An 18,082-nucleotide genomic window follows, 5' to 3' on the forward strand; every position below is an offset into this window, starting at 1 on the left:
AGGCCCTAGAATCGGCGTATGCCTCTGACCCTGCTGATCGCCGACGACCACCCGATGTTCCGCGGCGCCCTGCTGCACGCGCTGGCCGAACCCCTCCGCGGCGGCCGTGCGCTGGAAGCTGCCAGCCACAGCGCCATGGAGACCGTGCTCGCCTCCGGGGAATCCGTCGACCTGGTCCTGCTCGACCTGACCATGCCGGGCGCCATGGGGTTCTCCTCCCTGCTCTGGTTGCGCGGCGAGCACCCCGACGTCCCCGTGCTGGTGGTTTCCTCGAACGACCACCCGCGCAACGTGCGCCGGGCCCAGCAGTTCGGCGCGGCGGGATTCGTCTCCAAGTCCGCACCCGCCGAGGTATTGCGCGAGGCGGTGGCCGAGGTCATGCAGGGCGGCACGGCTTTCGTGGGTGCGCGCGCCGAGCGCAGCGACGACGACGCGCAACTGGCCGCGCGGCTGGCGCGGCTCACGCCCGCGCAGTTCCGCGTGCTCATGCTGATGGCCGAAGGTCTGCTCAACAAGCAGATCGCCGCAGAGCTCGGCCTCGCCGAGAACACCGTGAAGATTCACGTCACGGCCGTGCTGTCCAAGCTCGAATGCCGCTCGCGCACGCAGGCCGCTGTGCTGGTGAAGTCGCTCGACATCGACGAGGGTGTCGATGGCTCGCATCCCGGCTGACGCGACCCGCTAGCCGGCGAGCATCAGCAGCCGGCTCATCACCGCACGCAGACGTGCGGGCGCCAGCGGCTTGGTCAGGTAGCGCAGCCCGGCCGCCGCGGCGCGCTCGACATCCGATGCCGAGGGCGCCTCCGCGATGAGCACGACCGGCGGCAGGCTGCCCCATCGCGAACCGAGCGCTACGCGAAGCTCTTCGGTAGCCATGCCATCGATCGGATCCTCGAGCAACACGATCGACGGTGCCTCGTCGGTCTCGGCATAACGCATGGCTGCGCTGGCCCCGGGGACGGCCACGACATCGCAGCCCCACGAAGACAACAGCCGGGCCGTCGCCTGTCGCGTGACGGCGTCGGCATCGACGAGCATCACACGCGCCCCCGTAAAGGGCGACTCGTCTTCGGCACTCGCACCCGGCGCGACCGCATCGGCATCGCCGCGATACACCGGAACGGCGATGGAGAACACGCTGCCGCGCCCCAGCCGGGAGCGCACGCCGACACGCGCTCCAAGCAGCCGACCGATGCGATCGACAATGGAGAGACCGAGCCCCGAACTGCGGCGATCGCGATCCATCCCGTTATCGAGGCGAAGAAACTCGTCGAAGATCGCGCGTGTTTTCGCCTCCGGAATACCGAGCCCCGTATCCCAGACCTCGATGCGCACCGCATCGTCCTGCCGCCGCGCACCAATCAGCACGCCACCGCGCGGTGTGTAGTGGATCGCGTTGGAGAGGAAGTTCTGTAGCACGCGGCGAAGCAGCAAGGCATCGGCACGCACGACGAAAGCACTGTCGACCCAACGCAGGCGCAGGCCCCGCGAATCGGCCAGCACGGCAAACTGGCGGGCCAGATCGGCAAGCATCGGGCCCAGGGCCACCGCCGTGAAACGGGGCTCGACCGCACCGCCCTCCAGACGGGACACGTCCAGCAAGCTGGCAAGCAGTTCGTCCTGCGTGTCGAGGGCGCTGCGCACACGCTCTGCCAGCTCGCGCTCGTTCGCGTCGAGCCGGCCCTCCGCCAGCGTACCTATGAAAAGACGCGCGGCATTCAACGGCTGGAGAAGGTCATGCACGGCGGCGGCGATGAAACGCGTCTTGGATCGGTTGGCGCGCTCGGCCTCCGCCTTGGCCTCGTGGAGATCGCGCGTGCGCTCGTCGACGCGTTGCTCGAGGCTCGTCGCCAGCGAGCGCAACTCGCGCGCCGCCGCCTTGTACGCGGTGATGTCGGCATAACTGGTAACGAAGCCACCATCCGGCAGCGGGTTGCCACGAATCTCGAACGTCGTGCCGTCCGGACGCTCGCGCTCATACATGTGCGGGCTACCCGCACGCAGGTAGGCGAGACGACGCTGAATCGCTTCCTCGGGATCGCCCGGACCCAGAAGGCCTCGACGTGCGTTGAAGCGGAACATGTCCTCGATGGGCCGCCCCACCCGCATGTAGTCGTCGGGAAAACCGAAAATCTGCTGGTAACGCGAATTCCACGCCACCAGACGCAGCGAGGCATCGACGACGCTCACGCCTTGCGGCAGGTGCTCCAGGTTGCCGTGCACCCCCTGGGTCGCCTCATGCGCGGCGGCTACGATGCTGTCCTGCGCCGACCGCAGCGCGGCGGCATGATGCGCCACCATGCGCTCCAGTTCCTCGCGGCTGCGCAGACGCAGACGTGCAAGGCGGATCCGCTGTTGCAGGAACAGACCGAAGAGGATCACAGGCAGCCAGCCTGCCAGTACGATCAGCGCCGCGTTACGTGCCGCCACGGTCGCCGGGCGCGCATCGGCCAGCAGGTGCAGTGTCCAGGCCTGCTGCGGTAATGGCAGGCTGCGCCAGATGACCTCATGAGGCAGCTCGGGCGACGACACCCTCACCTGATCCGCACCGTCCCCGGCGGTTCCCACCCGGGTGCGTACGATCAGGGGAAGCGTGCGACCGCCGTACTGGCGCGTGCGATCGATGGACAAGGCGTCCCGTGGATCGAGCGCATGCAAGGCGCGGTACATCCATTCGGGGCCACGGTTGGCCAGGAAGACCACGCCGTGCCGGTCGGCCAGCAACACGATGTCCTCTTCGCGCGCCCAGTCTTGGCGCACATCGTCCAGCGTGATCTTGACCACGACCACACCGATATGACGGCCCGTATCGTCGTCGACCGTGCGGGTGATGAAGTAGCCAGGCACGTTGGTGGATACGCCCAGCGCGTAGAACGTGGAGTGGCCGTCACGCATCGCGTCCTGAAAGTACGGCCGGAAACGGTAATCCAGACCGACGTTACTTTCCGGCGTGTTCCAGTTGTTGGCGGCCACGGCGTGGCCGTCACGGTCCAGCAGAGTCAGCGTCGAAGCATGCACCGCGCCGTTGGCCTGTTCCAGTTTGCGGTTGAGCGCCGGCGTATCGATGGATGCGGTCGGACCGGACAACGCGGCCCTGAGCTCGGGATCCAGCGCCAGCACGTCAGGCAGCACGGTAAAGCGATCGATCAGGCGCTGCACCGCCAGCGCATGCAGATTGAGCCGGTCAGCCGACTGCGCGGCGATGCCGCCGAGCGCCCGCCGCCAGGCCCACCAGCCGCCCAGCGCCACGCTCCCGGCCATGGCCAGCAACAGGATCAGCAGGGTAACGAGGCGGGCAAGACGCGATCGGGGCATGCGACATGCTCGCACAGGCGCGGGACCTCTAGCCGGAATGTGCTATGGGTCGTTCCGGCCGCAGGGAGTACAAAACGGCACCCGCCCTCAAAAGGGCAGCTGCCGTTGTCGTGCCATGTCCCTGCGCTCCGCCTCGCCCGTCGTACCTGTCCCCTTCTATCGCCAGACCTACGTCCAGGTGCTGCTGGCCATCGCACTCGGCGCCCTGCTCGGCCACTTCTGGCCGACGTTCGGCCAGTCGCTGAAGCCTCTGGGCGATGCCTTCATCAAGCTGGTGAAGATGATCATCGCGCCCGTGATCTTCCTCACCGTGGTCACCGGCATCGCCGGCATGCCGCACCTCAACGCCGTCGGCCGCGTCGTGCTGAAGGCGATGATCTACTTTCTGGTCTTCTCGACCCTCGCGCTGATCGTCGGCCTGATCGTGGCCAACGTGGTGCAGCCGGGTGCGGGTCTGAACATCGATCCCGCGACCCTGTCGACGAAGGAAATCGCGACCTATGCGTCCAAGGCGCACGATATCTCGCTGACCGGCTTCCTGCTCGACATCATTCCGGACACGGTGGTCGGCGCGTTCACCTCGGGCAATATCCTGCAGGTGCTGCTGTTCGCGGTGCTGTTCGGCATCTCGCTGACGATGGCCGGCGAGCGCGCGAAGCCGGTCGTCTCCTTCTTCGAGTCGCTGACCGCGCCGGTGTTCACGCTGGTGCATCTGCTGATGAAGGCCGCACCCATCGGTGCCTTCGGTGCCATCGCGTTCACCATCGGGCGCTATGGCATCGAGTCGCTGTCGAACCTGTTGTTTCTGGTCGCCACGTTCTACGGCACGGCGATCCTGTTCATCGTGGTGGTGCTGGGCACGGTCGCCAGGCTGGCCGGATTCTCGATTTTCCGGCTGCTGCGCTATCTCAAGGCGGAGCTGTTGCTGGTACTCGGCACCTCGTCGTCGGAGGCCGCACTTCCCTCGCTGATGGAGAAGATGGAGCGTGCCGGTTGCGACAAGTCCGTCGTCGGCCTGGTCGTGCCCACCGGTTACTCGTTCAATCTGGATGGCACCAACATCTACATGACCCTGGCCGCGTTGTTCATCGCGCAGGCGACCAACACACCGCTGACGCTCGGTGAACAGGTCGCCCTGTTGCTGGTGGCGATGGTCAGCTCGAAGGGCGCGGCGGGCGTCACCGGTGCGGGATTCGTCACGCTCGCGGCGACCCTGTCCGTGGTGCCCTCGCTGCCGGTTGCGGGCATGGCGCTGATCCTCGGCGTCGATCGGTTCATGAGCGAGTGCCGCTCGCTCACCAATTTCATCGGCAACGCCGTGGCTACCGTGGTCGTCGCACGCTGGGAAGGCGCGCTGGATCGCAAGGCTCTGGACGCTGCCCTGTCGTCTCGCGCGGAGAACCGCGCGCCCACGCTCGTCGCTTCACAGGGGAAACAGTCATGAGCTTGCTTCGCGTCGCGCTACTCGCCGCGGCCATCGGTCTCGCGTGCACCGGCCAGGTGGCCGCGCAGGCCGCGCCGGATGCCGGTAAACCTACCTCCATCGATCTGTGGCCCGGCAGTCCGCCGGGCGGCGGCAGCGGTCCGAAGGGGCCGGAGCGTATCGGCCAGAGCGGTACCGGTGTCGGCGCGGTCTCCAACGTCAGCCGCCCGCGTATCGAGGTATATCGCCCCGCCCGCCCAAATGGCGCGGCGGTGATCCTCATCGGCGGCGGCGGCTATTTCCGTATCGGGATCGGGCATGAGGTGATCCCGACGGCGAAATGGCTGGCGGCGCTGGGCGTCACACCGGTGGTGCTTTATTACCGCCTGCCCACCGATCACTGGCCGGCCGTCGCGCCATTCCAGGATGCGCAGCGCGCGATCCGCGTTTTGCGTGCGCATGCCAGCGAGCTCGGCATCGATCCGAAGCGCGTGGGTGTGGTCGGGTTCTCGGCGGGTGGCAATCTTGCCGGTATCGCCGAGACGCGCTTTGCCGATGCGTTCTATCCCGCCGTCGACGCGGCGGACCAACAGTCGGCACGACCGGATTTCGCCGGGCTGATCTACCCAGTGATCTCGTTGCAGAAGCCCTTCGATACCACACGGTCCAGCCGCGAACTGTCCACGCAGTCCGATGCGGTGCAGGCCTATTCGGTCGAGCTCCACGTGACGCACGACACGCCTCCGACCTTTCTCGCGCAGGCCGCCGACGACCCGATCGCCAACATCGGTAACAGCCTGGTGATGTTCGACGCCCTGCACAAGAACGATGTCGACACCGAAATGCATGTGTTCGACAAGGGTGGTCATGGGTGGGGTCTCGGCGATCCCGGCTCGGCGCCGGCGCAATGGCCTCGCTTGTTCGCCGCCTGGGCACGTCGCGCAGGCTTCTTCAACGCCGTCGACACCGCCCCGTTCGCCGTGCCCGCCACATCGCCGTCGAATGCCGCGCCCGCGGCCAGCGATGCGATTCCGGACGACAACTGATCGCCACCGACGACGAGACGCATGCCATGAAGACAAGCCAGTCCCGCCTCTATCCGGCGATCGCCGCCGTACTCTTTGCCAGCGGCATGTCCGCGCCGTCGATGGCCGCCGACAAGGTGACCAACGCCGAGTTGTTGAAACTGATCCAACAGCAGGCCGCGCAGATCGATGCGTTGAAGCAGCGCCTTGCCGTGGTGGAAGGCCAGACGCATGCTCCCGCCGTGGCCTCCGCCGGTGTCGGTACTCCCGTCACGCCCACCAACACGCAGCCAGTTGCCAGCGAGGACGACCGCCGCCAGGCGCAGGTCGACGCGGCCATCGCCGATACGCGCGAGAGCGAGATCGCCGTCGCCATGGCGCGCGGTGGCGCAACGAAATCCTCCGGTGGCAGCACGCGCTGGGGCCTCGGTGGCGAAGCCGGCCCACTGTTTCGCAGCGACGATGGCTTCTTCACCTTCAAGCCCGACGGTCGCCTCCTGATCGACTTCACCCGTACCAGCGGATCGAATTACGACACACGCAACATCAACGGGGCGCAGATCACCAGCGCGCGCCTCGGCGGCGAAGGCACCGTCGGCGCACTCGGTTACCACGTCGAAGCGGACTTCGCCGATAACGTCGTCGCCCTGCGCCAGACCTACCTCACGTACACCGCGAAGCTGTTCGGCAACACGACGAAGTTCTATCTCGGCAACTTCCTCAAGGATCTCGGCACCGAAGGCTCGTCCGAATTAGCGCGCGTGCCCTTCATGCTGCGCAACGCCGCGACCGCGGTGGGCCAGCCCGTCGTCAGCTACTTCGGCATGGGCGCACAGATGCGGATGTACGGCAACAACTGGCATTACAGCCTGTCGATCAACGGCAACGCCCCGAACAGTTCCACGTCGGGCACGCGCACCGACTCGACCACGTACCTCACCCGCGCGCACTGGAATCCGTGGAAGACCGAAAACGGCTTCCTGCATGTGGGTGGCTGGTACTACTACGAGAAGATCAGCGACGGCGTCACCAGCATCAACAACACGCCGGCCATCGCGCTCGACTACAATGACAACCTCGCGGTATCGGCCAGCTCCATCGCCAATCCCACGCAGGATCGTGGCAAGGGCTATGAACTGGGCGGGGTACTGCGCAACTTCTGGCTGATGACCGAGTACGGCAAGCGAACCATCGATTCGAGCACCGCCGACTCGGTCACGCGGCACGGGTCCAGTTTCGCCGCCGGCTGGATGATTACCGGCGAAGCGCCAGGGTTCTCCAGCCGTTCGGGCAGCTGGAAAGCGGTGAAGGTGAACAACCCGGTGACGTCGGGCGGCTGGGGTGCCTTCGAGCTCGCCGGGCGTGTCGACCATTACGACTACGCGGACGCACCGCGCGGCGGTATCGGCAAGAGCTATACGCTCGGCGTGAACTGGTACCTCAACGACTGGTCGCGGCTGATGCTCAACTATGTCCACTGGAATACGGATAACCAGGTGGGCAGTTTTACCGGGCCTGACGCCGGTAATTCGGTGGCGGTGCGGGCTCAGGTCGTCTTCTGAGCCGGCACCTGTTGCAGGACGGGCCGGAAAGATCGCGGCGCCGAGGCTACGAACAGCGCCACGCAGCCGACGACGGTGATGTCGACCTTGTCGAAACGCTTCGTGAGTTCGGCCCGCAGATCATCCAGGCTGTCCGTCGCGTTACCGAAGATACCCTTGCGGTTATAGAACGCCATCAGCCGCACGGCCGCACCGCTACGCACCACACCTTCCGCCAGGATGGTCGCACCGAAGATCACGCCACCCGGAGCGAGCAACGGCAGCATGTGGTCGAAAACACGGGCCTTCCCGGGCATGTTGCCCGGCAGGCAGTGCAGCAGATAGGTCAGGCCGATGGACGCGAACGGCTCGCCGACCGGTCGCACCGGCTGCAACACGTCGGCCACGTGGCTCTCGGGCGCGTAGCGCTCCACCCGCTTCGCCGCCGAGCGCAGGGCATTGTGGTTGAGGTCCATCAGCGCCAGCCGCGGCGCGGCCGGGAAGCGGCAATGATCCAGGTACCACCCCGTGCCGACACCTACATCCAGATGGTTAGAACTTACGTAACTGTCGTAGATCCCGAGGATCCGTGAGGTCGGACAGCGCCACACGGCGGGGTTGGAGATACGCAGGACGAGCGTGTCGTAAATGGCCAGGGTCAACGGGGAATAGACGGACTGGCTGTCGTAATCCTTGTCTTCTTGCAATGTCATGGGCGGGTTCCGGGCGCGGATGGGTGCGATGTGAGGGGATCGATACCGCAATCCGTGCGCAGGGTAGCGGAACGTCGGCGCCACCTCTTTCACAATTGCACCCTAAAGCCTGGCCGACCCGCGCCGATTCACTAACAAACACGCTGAGCCGACCAACCATGCCCGTCCAGCACGCCCGCCACACCAATCTGACTGCCGTCCTCGCCCAGCTCGAACGCGAGGGTATCGTTGGCTATGCCGAACAGGCCGAGCACCTCGGCAACGTCACCGAGCACCGTCTCGCCTCGATGCACCAGGGCGGCACCATCGATGTGCTGTTCTCCCAGCATGTCGAGTGGGTGCTGCACCGACGAAAAGGCTGGATGGACGAACTGCATGAGGACGATCCGCTAGAGGCGTGAGCGAAATCCGTCTCGTCGATCTAGTGCCGCTGACTGAGCCAGCGTGCCTGATCGACCGCGTCGATCACGACTTGTGGCTTGTCGTACTGGATGTAGTGCCCGGCGTCCGGGACGATGATGTTGATACCACGCGTGGACATCGCCGCGACGCGCGTGTGCATCCCCTCCCATGAAAGGGTCCGGCGATAGCGTTCCTCCTGCGTTTCGTCATCGCGCTTCGGATACGGCGAATGCGTCAGCACGATGAGAGGCATGTCGCCGAAGTCCTTCCGGGTAGCCCGGGTCTCGTCGGCGCTGGTGTAGTAGACGTTTTCCCGCTCCGACGCGATCGCTGCCTGCCAGCGCTCGGTGCTTCCATACGCTGCCTGAGCGTTGTCGATTGCCGGGCTGAAGCGTGGATCGTCGGTCGTGCCGACGCACTTCGCATACTCCGGCGTTCCTTTCTTAAGACCTTTTCGAGCGGCGTCGATGCATCCGTGTGCGTCCTTCAGATAGGCGTCGTATTTCGCCTTCTGATCCGGCGCACCGATGGCCCAGCCCTCCTCTGACTGATCCTCGTGCGAGCCTTCCACGATGACCAAGGCGATCACCTGGTCGCGATACTTGTCCGCGTAGACACGCACGTTCAAGCCAGCCAGCGAGTGGCCCACCAGGATGAACGGCGGTTTCTCACCTGCGGCATTTAGCAGAGCGTGCAGATCTTCCGAGGCGTTCACTGGCGTGCCAGGCCGACGCGCGGCATCGCTGAACCCGAGGCCGGCGCGATCGAAGGAACATACCCGGCCGCGCTTCGACAGCTCAGGCTGCACCAGCGCCCAGGACACCGTCGAGTCGCCCATCCCGGCATCCATCACCACAGTGGGCGAGCCCTGCCCGGTGCAGTATAGGTTCAGCCTCTGGCCGCTGCCGATGTCCACAAGACGCGCGGCATGGGTGTAGACGGGGTCGGTGATGACACTCCCCGCAGCTGTGCCCGACGCTGCGCACCCCATCGCCGCAGCCACGCACAGAAGCCCTGCTAGCATTTTCGTCACTGAATATCCCCCTCGGATCAGGGACAAGTGTCGCATGCTCGAAGCGCGAGGGTTACACGGCTCGCCTCGCTTCGCGCACGACTGACCGCAAAGCCGCGCTGGCCAGCTCCACGCATCGTCGCCTGCCGTTAGGTCAACGACGCTCCCCGTATCGAATTTGGATGAAGCACCCTGCTGGTACCGTATCGACGACCTCGCGAAATCCTGCGACGTTTGTTAGCCTCGCCGGCCCATCGAAAGATCGTCCCCATAGTGAACTCCGTGAAAAAAAGACTTATCCCGTTGCTCCTCGTTGCCCTTCTCGCCGGTTGCGGCGACCGCAGCGCCAGCTACTCCATCGACAACCCGACGGATAAGCCGCTATCGCTGACCATCGACGGTAAGGCATACGAGGTCCCCGCGAATGACGCCGAGAGCGTGTCGCTCAGCGCGGGAGAACACACCATGAAAGGGGACGTCGTCGGCGACATCCGGTTCATCTCGTACTATCGCGGTCGGGGCGGCATCATCAACCCGACGCTGAGTGACTATGTGATTTATCGCCAGAGCTTCGAGAAGGTGAATACCAAGTCGCCTGGCTACCAGGGCAAGCTCGACACCATCGTACTCGACGGCGTGACGTTCGAAGGCACCATGAAGCAGTCGAACGCTCTTTTCATCGACAAGGACTGGACGTATGGCGTGGACGAAGAGCTTCCCGACAGTGTGACCGAGCACGACAACGGTCTGAATAACACGGTGCATAACAAGGTCTTTCGTGCGAAGGACTTCATCGCATTCTTCGAAAAGAATGCGGACGCGAAAGGCTACTTCGAAGCGAATCGTCCGAAGAACCCGTCGCCTGTCGTTCACAAGCTGACCGTCCTCTCCCCGACTCTGCCGCCGATCGACGATCCGGCTCTGGAGAAGCTGGCGGAACCGCTGCGCGAAAACTACGCGAAGTATCTGAAGGCCAAAGATGCGTCAGACCAGGAAGCCCTGCAGAAAGAAAATTTCACGCTGAGCATGGCGTTCTCCAGAGGCGCGATGGCGATCAACGACAAGACGCGCCTCTCGCCGGAGTCGTCCAGTCAGATCGATGCGTTTCAGCGTGCTATCGGCGAGGCATATGGGTCGACGGCGCTGGTCGAGCCTTAAGCGCCATCACAGCAAACGTGCCGGACACAGGAGAGTGTCCGGCCTTTGCGCTGATCGCTTCCAGTGCGAGTGCAACGCGCTGGCAAACCGGGTAAACGCTAAAAAACAACTTGCGGTTGGCTGTAGGGCTAGGCCTTGTACGTTTCCCAGCAGCCATCCTGGCGCTCGACCTTGACCACTACCGTGCCACCGGCGCGCTCGACCATCCGCGCGTAATTGCCGGCAAGCTCGATCGCTTCACGTTCGGAGCGGACCTCGTCGACCGGACGATGATCCGAGCGGACACGCCATGGGCCTCGCGCCGTCGACGGCGGCGAGATGTAGATCAGCACTTCTTCCGTCATGCCTTGCCCAATGCCTTCCGGACATCGTCCGTCATGATGCCGACGCGCTTCACTGTCTCCCGAAGCTTGTCTTCCGACACGCCGAGAATCCGGGTCCAGTATTCGACCTCGTAATCCTCATGGACATTAATGCGCTGCGCATCGCCGGGGCCGCGCTTGCTGGTGTCGTCGCTCATAGCCTGCGCCTCGTTGAAGGTGGCCAAACGTGGCAGACGAAACGTCGAGCGTTTGTGGATCTGGCGCGAAAGTTCAGCGGATGAAGGCAAGGAGATCGGTCGCTTCCTCTTCCGTCAGCGCTTCGGCCTCGACGTCGAAAAGCAGGGATTTTCCGGTTGTTTCGTTGTTGAGACGGCTGCAGCCAAACGTGCGCAGGTCGCCTGACAGGACGTCGCCCGGCGAAATAAGGCCTTCTTCCAGCGTACCTACGGTAAACCCCGCGATTCGCTCGATGAGTGCGACACGAAGCTCGTGGTGGTACCAGGCAACCATACCTCGCATGTGCGACCCTCCCTTCAGACGTGATACTGCTCTGTTGGGACGGCGATTGTGTGAAGGGGCGTGGTGCCACCCACGACTCTCGGAAGGTTTCCACCCCTTTCGCTTCGTCCAGGACGGTACCGGCGCCCTCGCCAGCGGATGCGGAGATACAATCCCCCGGCATTTCAGATGGTGGAATACACGGAGGTACGATGAGCGACACGACCGAGTTTCGCGTTACTTACGATGGCCCGGCTCTCGAAAACCATGAGATGGATCCGCGCGAACTCGCGCCGGCACTTCTTGCCATGGCGGACCTGCTGGATGCCTCGGCCAAGGTTCTCTATGGCGACAAGGCCAAGGTGAACGTCAACGTCAAAGGTTCGTTCAAGACGGGCAGCTTCAACGTCGACTTCGTAACAGGCGTCAAGTGGCTGCAGTCGGTTCGCGACATCTTCGCGGGCTCCGAGGCAACCGCCATCGCGAATGCTTCGGCGATTCTTGGCGCACTGGGCGTGCTCGGAAAGACGGGGCTCATTCCATTGCTGAAATGGCTGCGAGCCAGGCCAATCACTCGAGTTGAACTGACCGATCCTGCGGGCCGGGACCGCCCGCGGGCTCGCATCTATGTCGGGAACGATTTCTACGACACCGAGGGCGCGACCGTGGATCTGTTGAGAGATGTCGGCGTGCGAAAAGCCATGGAGCGGGTACTCGCCCCGCTCGAAACATCGGGCATCGACGTTGTCGCGCTCGGCCAGGGGTCGTCGGTAAATATCACCGTGGACGCGGGCGACCTCCCATCCTTCGTTTCGCCTGTCGCTGAGAATCTTCGCCACCCGCCCGGCAGCGAAGCTCGGCGGTCTGCCCGGCTCTGGGCTTGACGCCACCTCCGTTCCTGCCAAAATGACCTGAAAGTCATTAATCGGTCGAGGTGTGCCATGTCGGACGTTCTTATCGTTGGTGCAGGCCCCACTGGCCTGGCGCATGCACTCTGGCTGACGGCCCAGGGTGTGAAGGTCCGAATCATCGACCGAACAGCCGGGCCAGGGACCACGTCCCGGGCCATGGCCGTGCAGGCCCGGACACTGGAGCTCTACCGGCAGCTGGATCTCAGCGACGAAGTGGTTGCCGCGGGTTTCCAGAACCGGGCCATGAATATCTGGGCGCGCGGAAAGCGTCGCGCCCGGGTTGCATTGCAAGACATCGGCAGCGGTCTGTCCCCCTACCCCTACATCCTCGTCTATCCCCAGGACCTCCACGAAAAGACGCTGGTGGCCAAGCTCGCCTCCCTCGGCGTAAACGTCGAACGGGAGACTGAGCTGGTCGACTTTCAGGACAAGGGAGACCACGTCGAAGCGCGTCTTCGTAGCGCAGACGGTACGGAGGAAACGGCATCGGCCATGTATCTGTCAGCCTGCGACGGGGCAAGCTCCACCGTCCGCAAACAGCTCGGCATAGGTTTCGAGGGGGGCACGTACCGGCAGGTTTTTTATGTTGCCGACGTCGAGTTGTCAGGCCTCGAACACATGGGCGAGGCGCATATCGCGCTCAACGGATCGGACTTCGTTGCGGTGCTCTCCTACAGCGATGACGGGAAGGCGCGGCTCATTGGGACCGTTCAGGACGAGCGCGCACAGCACCCGGAAAGCCTGACCTTCGAAGATGTCGGGCAAGAGGCCATCGCGAGCGTCGGTATCAAGGTCGAGAAGGTCAACTGGTTTTCTCATTACCGCGTACATCACCGTGTTGCCGACCGTTTCCGCGAAGGCCGCGTGTTTCTGATGGGCGACGCGGGTCACGTCCATAGCCCGGCGGGTGGACAGGGCATGAATACCGGAATTCTCGATGCCATCAACCTCGCCTGGAAACTCGCCGAGGTCATCCACGGCCGGGCGCCGGACGCGCTGCTCGACACGTACGCCGACGAGCGGCAGGCCTTTGCACGCGAGCTGGTCAAGACCACCGACCGAGTCTTCAGCCTGATCACGGCGGATGGTGGGCTTGCCGACATCATGCGCAGCTACGGCGTGCCGTTGATTGCCAGTGCTGTGTACAAGGTCGGCCCTGCACGCGAACTCCTGTTCAAGATGGTGTCGCAGACGGCCCTGACCTACAAAGACAGCACGCTAAGCGAGGGGACGGCAGGAGACGTCGACGCCGGCGAGCGCCTCCCCTGGGTCAGCATCGATGGACGCGATAATTTCGAATCATTGGCCAGGATTGGATGGCAGGTGCACGTGTACGGCACCGCGAAGGAAGACCTCAAAGCATGGTGTGGCGAGCGCGGGGTCGTGCTACGGGAATTCACCTGGACATCCGCGTATGAAAAAGCGGGTCTCCGGCAGGACGCGCTCTATCTGCTCCGTCCCGACACCTGGGTTGCCCTCGCCGACCCCACAGGCTCGGTCGAAACGCTGGACTCCTACTTCGCTTCGCGTTCTTATCGTCCAGGAGTAACCGACAGGCAGGATTTGTGACAGAACAGGAACCTAAATGGAGCCGGCGCAAAGACGCCCGCCCACAGGAAATCATCGAAGCCGCTATTGATGAGTTCGTGGCCAAGGGTTACGCCAATGCAAAGCTGGCCGACGTAGCCCGACGCGCCGGCGTGGTGAAAGGGACGATTTACCGATATTTCGAAACGAAAGCGGATGTCTTCCGGGCGGTCGCCCGGCATCTCGTGACGGAGCACCTCAGCACCATCGAAAACGCGTCCAGCAGCGCCGACAACGACGTCAACACCGTCCTGCCAATGATCCTCTCGCAGGTCGCCGCCAGGATGAGCGATCCGCGCGTTCCCGGTATCGTGCGCATGGTTCTGGTCGAGGGCCGGACGTTTCCCGACCTTGCGGCGGTTTGGCATGACGAGGTCATCGGCAAGGTCGCAGCGTTTTTGACGGCGAACATCCAGCGGGGCCAGTCGACCGGAAGCATCCGGGAAGGAGATCCTGCGCTGATGCTCTTTTCCATCATGGGCCCGATGCTGCTCGGCGTCCTGTTCAGGGATACGTTTCCGGACAGTCCCTTAGCCCCCGATCTCAACGCGCTGGCCGCTCAGCACGCTGACTTGCTGAGGCACGGTATGGGTCAAGGGCGGACGTGAATCCGTCGGCCGAATCGGATCCGAACCCAGCGAGATCATGCCCGTCGACGTCTTCATCGACGTAGCCAAGGCAGCCTTAAAAGACCTCGGAAACGACTAGAGCGAAGATCGCTGTCCGGTCGGGACGTATCGGAAAGTCTCGGATATAGTCACAGGTTTCCTGGATGGACCGAGCCGCGTAGGCGGCCGCATTCTCGCCGGGTCTTGGATTGCTGCACCAGTTGGCGTAGGCCAGCTCGAAGCCTTGCGCCGTCCGAAAGAATACATCTCCGCCCAGGACCGCTACCCCGGTGTCGGCGAGCAACTGCGCTGCTTCGATGGCGTCCTCGGCATCGAGAGCGACGTCCTCCGTGCCGAACGCGTCCATCATGGAAACGCCGCGGTGCCTAACCCAATTAAGAAACGGTGATGGAAGACTCATTGCGGGTTATCCGGAATGAAAAGGCGATGGTTGTCTCGTTCTGATCGCCCTTGATGAACTGAAAGATGCCGTTGTAACTGTTGTTCTTATGATGGAGCAGATGGTGGGTAGACGCATGGCTTCTGACCTACCCCAGTGCCCTAACGAAAAACGCCCAGTAACCACGAGGGTCCTGGGCGTTCAACGACTTACTTTACTGGCGGAGAGGGAGGGATTCGAACCCTCGGTACGCTTACACGTACGCCTGATTTCGAGTCAGGTACATTCGACCACTCTGCCACCTCTCCGTGAACGGTCGACGGCAGGGCTTTCGCTCTGCCGGGCCCGCAATGATAGTGGCTCTTCCCCGCCGTGACAACAGCCTTTTCATGCGGCATCCTGCCTGAGAAACCTGGGCCCCCAAGGCCCCCTCCTCCGCTTTCCCAAGGCCCACATGATCGAGTTTGGACACGGCACCCACACGGGACTGCGCCGCACGCGCAACGAGGACACCTATTACGCCGATGCCGGCCTGGGGTTGTTCCTGGTCGTGGATGGCATGGGCGGTCATCAGCATGGCGAGGTGGCGTCGGCCACGGCGCGCGATGGCGTGGTCGCTCAGGTGACGGCCGGTCAGTCGCTGGTCGACGCGATCCAGCGGGTGAATGAGGCGCTGATCGCTCGCTCCAGCGGGCTGTCGGAGTCGCGGCCGATGGGGACGACCATCGCCGCGATCAGGATCGTCGGGCGGTCCTATGAGGCCGCCTGGGTCGGCGACAGCCGGATCTATCGCTGGCAGCACGGCTCGCTGGAGCGCCTCTCGCATGACCATTCCATCGTCGAAGCGCTGGTCGAGGCGGGCGAGCTGACCGAGGCGCAGGCGCGGACACATCCGCAGCGCAGCGTGCTGACGCAGGCGCTGGGAATTACGGCGCCGGAGCAGTTGCATATCGGACTGGCTCGCGGCGAGCTTTCGTCGGGGGCGCGGTTGCTGCTGTGTACCGACGGCCTGACTGACGAAGTCGTCGACGCGCGGATCGGAGGGATCGTCGGGCGGACGGATATCGCGGCTCAGGAGGCGGTGGATCACCTGATTCTCGAGGCGCTGGGTGGGACGGGGCGGGACAATGTGACGGCTATTTTGTTGCGGGCTGCCGGGTAGAGCTCGCACCTTGGGCGCTGAGGGGGCGGGTTTGTCGCGCGCGGGGCGCGCTCCTACCCAGCGCGCCTGACGTGGCTTGACTGTTTAGTGGATCGTTTCGGACTCTAGTTTGCGCCAGACGCTTTGGCCGCCGGCGGCTTTGTCGAGGGCGTCGAGGCGGCTGGTGTGCAGCTCGAGTTCTTCGGCGGTGGCGCGGCGGACGACCGGGCGACGGGTGATCACGATGTCGCCGAGGACGTTGGTGCGGCCGTGATCGGCGGAAGCGTCGAAGGCGAGATCGAGCACGACCTGGCCGGAGGTCATCGCGACGTAGACGTCGGCGAGCAGCTGGGCATCGAGCAGGCCGCCGTGGACATCGCGGCGCGAGTTGTCGACGCCGAGGCGCTTACACAGCGCATCGAGGCTGTTGCGCTGGCCCGGGTACATGGTGCGCGCCATGGTCAGCGTATCGAGCACACTGGCGTAGTCAGTGGTGCTGCCGTAATTCGGCCCGAGGCGCTTCAGCTCCGCGTCGATGAATCCGACGTCGAACACCGCGTTGTGGATGATCAGTTCCGCGCCGCGGATGAATTCCAAAAACTCGTCCACCTTGTCGCGGAAGAGCGGCTGGTCGACGAGATCTTCGTCCTTGATGCCCGTGACCTTGCTCGCCTCTTCGTCGATCTTCCGCTCAGGGTTGAGATACGTATGGAAGTTGCGACCGGTCGGGCGGCGGCCGATCATCTCGACCGCACCGATTTCCACCAGGCGGTGACCGAGGTGGGCTTCGAGGCCGGTGGTTTCCGTATCGAGAACGACCTGCCTCATGCGACCTTCCCTTCCTTGTAGAGAATGGCCTGATCGCGGGCGGCGACGTCGACGCGCTCGTTTTCCACATGGCCGTTATGCCCCTTCACCCATTCCCAGGTGACGTTGTGCGCGGCGGCGGCGGCGTCCAGACGAATCCAGAGATCCTGGTTTTTCACCGGCTTCTTGTCGGCGGTTTTCCAGCCGTTGCGGCGCCACTTCGGCACCCACTCCTGTACGCCCTGCATGACGTACTTGGAGTCCGTCATCAGGTGCACGTTGCAACGACGGGTCAGCGCTTCGAACGCGGCGATCGCGCCCATCATTTCCATGCGGTTGTTGGTGGTGTCGCGCTCGCCGCCGGAAAGCATCTTCTCGATGCCCTTGGCGCGCAGCAGCGCGGCCCAGCCACCCGGGCCGGGATTACCCAGGCAGGCGCCATCGGTGAAGGCTTCAACTCTGTCGATGTCGGTCACGGTATCGGTCATGGAACTCAGCTTATGGATTCACGGGCGTTGCGACGCGCGCCGGAGGCGAGCGTGCCAGGCATCGGTGCGGGCACCGCCGCCATGCGGGGGCGCAAGGGTACAGCCGACGGCCGCTTTTTGCGCGCCACCAGGAAATATCCGCCGCCGACGAACGAGCCGTGCGCGGGGGCGCCGCCAGCACGTGGCCAGGCGCTGCCGAGGCGGCGTGGCATCGACAGCTCGAACTCGTCGCGTACCAGACGCTGGCTCCACCACCACGGCCAGGTGAGGCGCGGCCTGGGGCCGCGGCTCTGCCGGGCCACCCATGGCGACCACAGTCCCAGCGGATGGATGCCGGTGATCGCCAGCATGCCGCCCGGGGCGAGGACGCGGATCGCTTCGTCGAGCAGGTTGTCCTGCCGGGCGGTGGTCTCGAGGGCATGGCGCAGCAGCACCACCCCGAATGCCTCGTCGGCGAACGGGAGGGCCTCCAGGCCGCTCGCGCGGATGTCCCCACCCAGTTCCGCCCCGGCGACCCGCACGGTCGCCCAGTGGCCCAGCAGGGGGATCGCGGGCGGCTCGGCCTTCGCCGAGGTCGTCAGGTGCAGCCCGTGGTCGCCCGTGCAGCGCGCCAGCAGGGGCGCCAGCACGCGCGCTTCGTCGGCCAGCAGCTTGCGGACCTGCGGCGTCGCGTAGATGTCGGGGGCGAATGGAGCCATGGGTATCGAGTGTAGTGGGGTTGTTCGAGGCT

20 protein-coding genes and 1 tRNA gene are annotated in these 18,082 nt (G+C 64.3%); 10 read left to right on the plus strand and 11 right to left on the minus strand.

From position 1 onward, the window contains the following. The first annotated feature begins 18 nt into the window (after nucleotides 1-18). Nucleotides 19-672, plus strand: coding sequence for a response regulator transcription factor (locus FA87_RS11775; protein WP_043694740.1), 654 nt, complete (start codon nucleotides 19-21; stop codon nucleotides 670-672). 9 nt (nucleotides 673-681) lie between these two features. Here the strand turns inward: FA87_RS11775 and FA87_RS11780 are convergent, their stop codons facing one another. Continuing rightward, on the minus strand, nucleotides 682-3,315 hold the full coding sequence (locus FA87_RS11780; RefSeq protein ID WP_043694743.1) for a PAS-domain containing protein: 2,634 nt from the start codon (nucleotides 3,313-3,315) through the stop codon (nucleotides 682-684). A gap of 115 nt (nucleotides 3,316-3,430) precedes the next feature. Here FA87_RS11780 and FA87_RS11785 point away from each other — a divergent pair, with 115 nt between their 5' ends. The 3 genes from FA87_RS11785 to FA87_RS11795 are packed head-to-tail and all read left to right on the plus strand — an operon-like array spanning nucleotide 3,431 to nucleotide 7,325. After that, nucleotides 3,431-4,759, plus strand: a complete 1,329-nt coding sequence (locus FA87_RS11785) for a dicarboxylate/amino acid:cation symporter (protein ID WP_036112112.1) — start codon at nucleotides 3,431-3,433, stop codon at nucleotides 4,757-4,759. Continuing rightward, nucleotides 4,756-5,784, plus strand: a complete 1,029-nt coding sequence (locus FA87_RS11790; RefSeq protein ID WP_043694746.1) for an alpha/beta hydrolase — start codon at nucleotides 4,756-4,758, stop codon at nucleotides 5,782-5,784. Before FA87_RS11785 ends, FA87_RS11790 begins: the two co-directional genes overlap by 4 nt. A 26-nt stretch (nucleotides 5,785-5,810) precedes the next feature. After that, nucleotides 5,811-7,325, plus strand: a complete 1,515-nt coding sequence (locus FA87_RS11795) for a porin (RefSeq protein ID WP_043694749.1) — start codon at nucleotides 5,811-5,813, stop codon at nucleotides 7,323-7,325. On the opposite strand, the gene FA87_RS11800 is transcribed toward FA87_RS11795, so the two are convergent. After that, on the minus strand, nucleotides 7,310-8,017 hold the full coding sequence (locus FA87_RS11800; protein ID WP_052191327.1) for a class I SAM-dependent methyltransferase: 708 nt from the start codon (nucleotides 8,015-8,017) through the stop codon (nucleotides 7,310-7,312). The genes FA87_RS11795 and FA87_RS11800 overlap by 16 nt on opposite strands. A gap of 158 nt (nucleotides 8,018-8,175) precedes the next feature. On the opposite strand from FA87_RS11800, the gene FA87_RS11805 reads away from it, so the two are divergent. Beyond that, a complete protein-coding gene (locus FA87_RS11805) occupies nucleotides 8,176-8,418 on the plus strand; it encodes a hypothetical protein (protein WP_036112106.1) in 243 nt (80 codons plus the stop codon). Between the two features lie 20 nt (nucleotides 8,419-8,438). Here FA87_RS11805 and FA87_RS19960 read toward each other — a convergent pair whose 3' ends face one another. Beyond that, a complete protein-coding gene (locus tag FA87_RS19960; protein WP_197056478.1) occupies nucleotides 8,439-9,422 on the minus strand; it encodes an alpha/beta hydrolase in 984 nt (327 codons plus the stop codon). A 291-nt stretch (nucleotides 9,423-9,713) separates the two neighbouring features. Between FA87_RS19960 and FA87_RS11815 the strand changes: the two genes are divergently transcribed. Further along, entirely contained in the window at nucleotides 9,714-10,589 is an 876-nt protein-coding gene (locus tag FA87_RS11815) for a hypothetical protein (protein WP_156108702.1), read from the plus strand. A gap of 128 nt (nucleotides 10,590-10,717) precedes the next feature. Here FA87_RS11815 and FA87_RS11820 read toward each other — a convergent pair whose 3' ends face one another. The 3 genes from FA87_RS11820 to FA87_RS11830 form a co-directional block, all read right to left on the minus strand. Next, the gene (locus FA87_RS11820) at nucleotides 10,718-10,933 is read right to left on the minus strand and encodes a hypothetical protein (protein WP_036112102.1); all 216 of its coding nucleotides are present in this window, start codon (nucleotides 10,931-10,933) and stop codon (nucleotides 10,718-10,720) included. Then, nucleotides 10,930-11,109, minus strand: coding sequence for a DUF3606 domain-containing protein (locus tag FA87_RS11825; protein ID WP_036112099.1), 180 nt, complete (start codon nucleotides 11,107-11,109; stop codon nucleotides 10,930-10,932). The genes FA87_RS11820 and FA87_RS11825 overlap by 4 nt, the downstream gene beginning before the upstream one ends. A gap of 73 nt (nucleotides 11,110-11,182) precedes the next feature. Further along, a complete protein-coding gene (locus tag FA87_RS11830) occupies nucleotides 11,183-11,431 on the minus strand; it encodes a hypothetical protein (protein WP_139382678.1) in 249 nt (82 codons plus the stop codon). Between the two features lie 191 nt (nucleotides 11,432-11,622). Between FA87_RS11830 and FA87_RS11835 the strand changes: the two genes are divergently transcribed. From FA87_RS11835 to FA87_RS11845, 3 genes are read left to right on the plus strand one after another with little or no spacing between them, the layout of a single operon-like run. Beyond that, complete coding sequence (locus FA87_RS11835) at nucleotides 11,623-12,294, plus strand: hypothetical protein (RefSeq protein WP_052191328.1); 672 nt, start codon at nucleotides 11,623-11,625, stop codon at nucleotides 12,292-12,294. 57 nt (nucleotides 12,295-12,351) lie between these two features. Beyond that, a complete protein-coding gene (locus tag FA87_RS11840) occupies nucleotides 12,352-13,890 on the plus strand; it encodes an FAD-dependent oxidoreductase (protein WP_043694752.1) in 1,539 nt (512 codons plus the stop codon). Then, complete coding sequence (locus tag FA87_RS11845) at nucleotides 13,887-14,516, plus strand: TetR/AcrR family transcriptional regulator (RefSeq protein ID WP_043694755.1); 630 nt, start codon at nucleotides 13,887-13,889, stop codon at nucleotides 14,514-14,516. The genes FA87_RS11840 and FA87_RS11845 overlap by 4 nt, the downstream gene beginning before the upstream one ends. 76 nt (nucleotides 14,517-14,592) lie before the next feature. Here FA87_RS11845 and imm40 read toward each other — a convergent pair whose 3' ends face one another. Together imm40 and FA87_RS11855 are read right to left on the minus strand one after the other, a co-directional pair. Continuing rightward, the gene (imm40, locus tag FA87_RS11850; protein ID WP_043694758.1) at nucleotides 14,593-14,886 is read right to left on the minus strand and encodes an Imm40 family immunity protein; all 294 of its coding nucleotides are present in this window, start codon (nucleotides 14,884-14,886) and stop codon (nucleotides 14,593-14,595) included. A gap of 248 nt (nucleotides 14,887-15,134) precedes the next feature. Beyond that, nucleotides 15,135-15,224, minus strand: a tRNA-Ser gene (locus FA87_RS11855). 146 nt (nucleotides 15,225-15,370) lie between these two features. Here FA87_RS11855 and FA87_RS11860 point away from each other — a divergent pair. Beyond that, nucleotides 15,371-16,078 (plus strand): protein phosphatase 2C domain-containing protein, encoded by a 708-nt coding sequence (locus tag FA87_RS11860; RefSeq protein ID WP_043694761.1) that lies wholly within the window; start codon nucleotides 15,371-15,373, stop codon nucleotides 16,076-16,078. 84 nt (nucleotides 16,079-16,162) lie between these two features. Here FA87_RS11860 and dnaQ read toward each other — a convergent pair whose 3' ends face one another. The 3 genes from dnaQ to FA87_RS11875 are packed head-to-tail and all read right to left on the minus strand — an operon-like array spanning nucleotide 16,163 to nucleotide 18,050. After that, the gene (gene dnaQ, locus FA87_RS11865; RefSeq protein WP_036112072.1) at nucleotides 16,163-16,885 is read right to left on the minus strand and encodes a DNA polymerase III subunit epsilon; all 723 of its coding nucleotides are present in this window, start codon (nucleotides 16,883-16,885) and stop codon (nucleotides 16,163-16,165) included. Then, nucleotides 16,882-17,331, minus strand: coding sequence for a ribonuclease HI (gene rnhA / locus FA87_RS11870; protein ID WP_090352504.1), 450 nt, complete (start codon nucleotides 17,329-17,331; stop codon nucleotides 16,882-16,884). The genes dnaQ and rnhA overlap by 4 nt, the downstream gene beginning before the upstream one ends. A gap of 26 nt (nucleotides 17,332-17,357) precedes the next feature. Further along, entirely contained in the window at nucleotides 17,358-18,050 is a 693-nt protein-coding gene (locus FA87_RS11875) for a methyltransferase domain-containing protein (RefSeq protein WP_036112069.1), read from the minus strand. Between the last annotated feature and the right edge of the window lie 32 nt (nucleotides 18,051-18,082).

It is taken from the genome of Luteibacter sp. 9133 (genome assembly GCF_000800155.1).
Classification (GTDB): domain Bacteria; phylum Pseudomonadota; class Gammaproteobacteria; order Xanthomonadales; family Rhodanobacteraceae; genus Luteibacter; species Luteibacter mycovicinus.

Bases quoted from the DNA above. Each gene is read 5' to 3' on its own strand.
- FA87_RS11775 (WP_043694740.1), top strand. From the start codon at position 19: ATGCCTCTGACCCTGCTGATCGCCGACGACCACCCGATGTTCCGCGGC.
- FA87_RS11780 (WP_043694743.1), bottom strand. From the start codon at position 3,315: ATGCCCCGATCGCGTCTTGCCCGCCTCGTTACCCTGCTGATCCTGTTG.
- FA87_RS11785 (WP_036112112.1), top strand. From the start codon at position 3,431: ATGTCCCTGCGCTCCGCCTCGCCCGTCGTACCTGTCCCCTTCTATCGC.
- FA87_RS11790 (WP_043694746.1), top strand. From the start codon at position 4,756: ATGAGCTTGCTTCGCGTCGCGCTACTCGCCGCGGCCATCGGTCTCGCG.
- FA87_RS11795 (WP_043694749.1), top strand. From the start codon at position 5,811: ATGAAGACAAGCCAGTCCCGCCTCTATCCGGCGATCGCCGCCGTACTC.
- FA87_RS11800 (WP_052191327.1), bottom strand. From the start codon at position 8,017: ATGACATTGCAAGAAGACAAGGATTACGACAGCCAGTCCGTCTATTCC.
- FA87_RS11805 (WP_036112106.1), top strand. From the start codon at position 8,176: ATGCCCGTCCAGCACGCCCGCCACACCAATCTGACTGCCGTCCTCGCC.
- FA87_RS11820 (WP_036112102.1), bottom strand. From the start codon at position 10,933: ATGACGGAAGAAGTGCTGATCTACATCTCGCCGCCGTCGACGGCGCGA.
- FA87_RS11825 (WP_036112099.1), bottom strand. From the start codon at position 11,109: ATGAGCGACGACACCAGCAAGCGCGGCCCCGGCGATGCGCAGCGCATT.
- FA87_RS11830 (WP_139382678.1), bottom strand. From the start codon at position 11,431: ATGCGAGGTATGGTTGCCTGGTACCACCACGAGCTTCGTGTCGCACTC.
- FA87_RS11835 (WP_052191328.1), top strand. From the start codon at position 11,623: ATGAGCGACACGACCGAGTTTCGCGTTACTTACGATGGCCCGGCTCTC.
- FA87_RS11840 (WP_043694752.1), top strand. From the start codon at position 12,352: ATGTCGGACGTTCTTATCGTTGGTGCAGGCCCCACTGGCCTGGCGCAT.
- imm40 (WP_043694758.1), bottom strand. From the start codon at position 14,886: ATGATGGACGCGTTCGGCACGGAGGACGTCGCTCTCGATGCCGAGGAC.
- FA87_RS11860 (WP_043694761.1), top strand. From the start codon at position 15,371: ATGATCGAGTTTGGACACGGCACCCACACGGGACTGCGCCGCACGCGC.
- dnaQ (WP_036112072.1), bottom strand. From the start codon at position 16,885: ATGAGGCAGGTCGTTCTCGATACGGAAACCACCGGCCTCGAAGCCCAC.
- FA87_RS11875 (WP_036112069.1), bottom strand. From the start codon at position 18,050: ATGGCTCCATTCGCCCCCGACATCTACGCGACGCCGCAGGTCCGCAAG.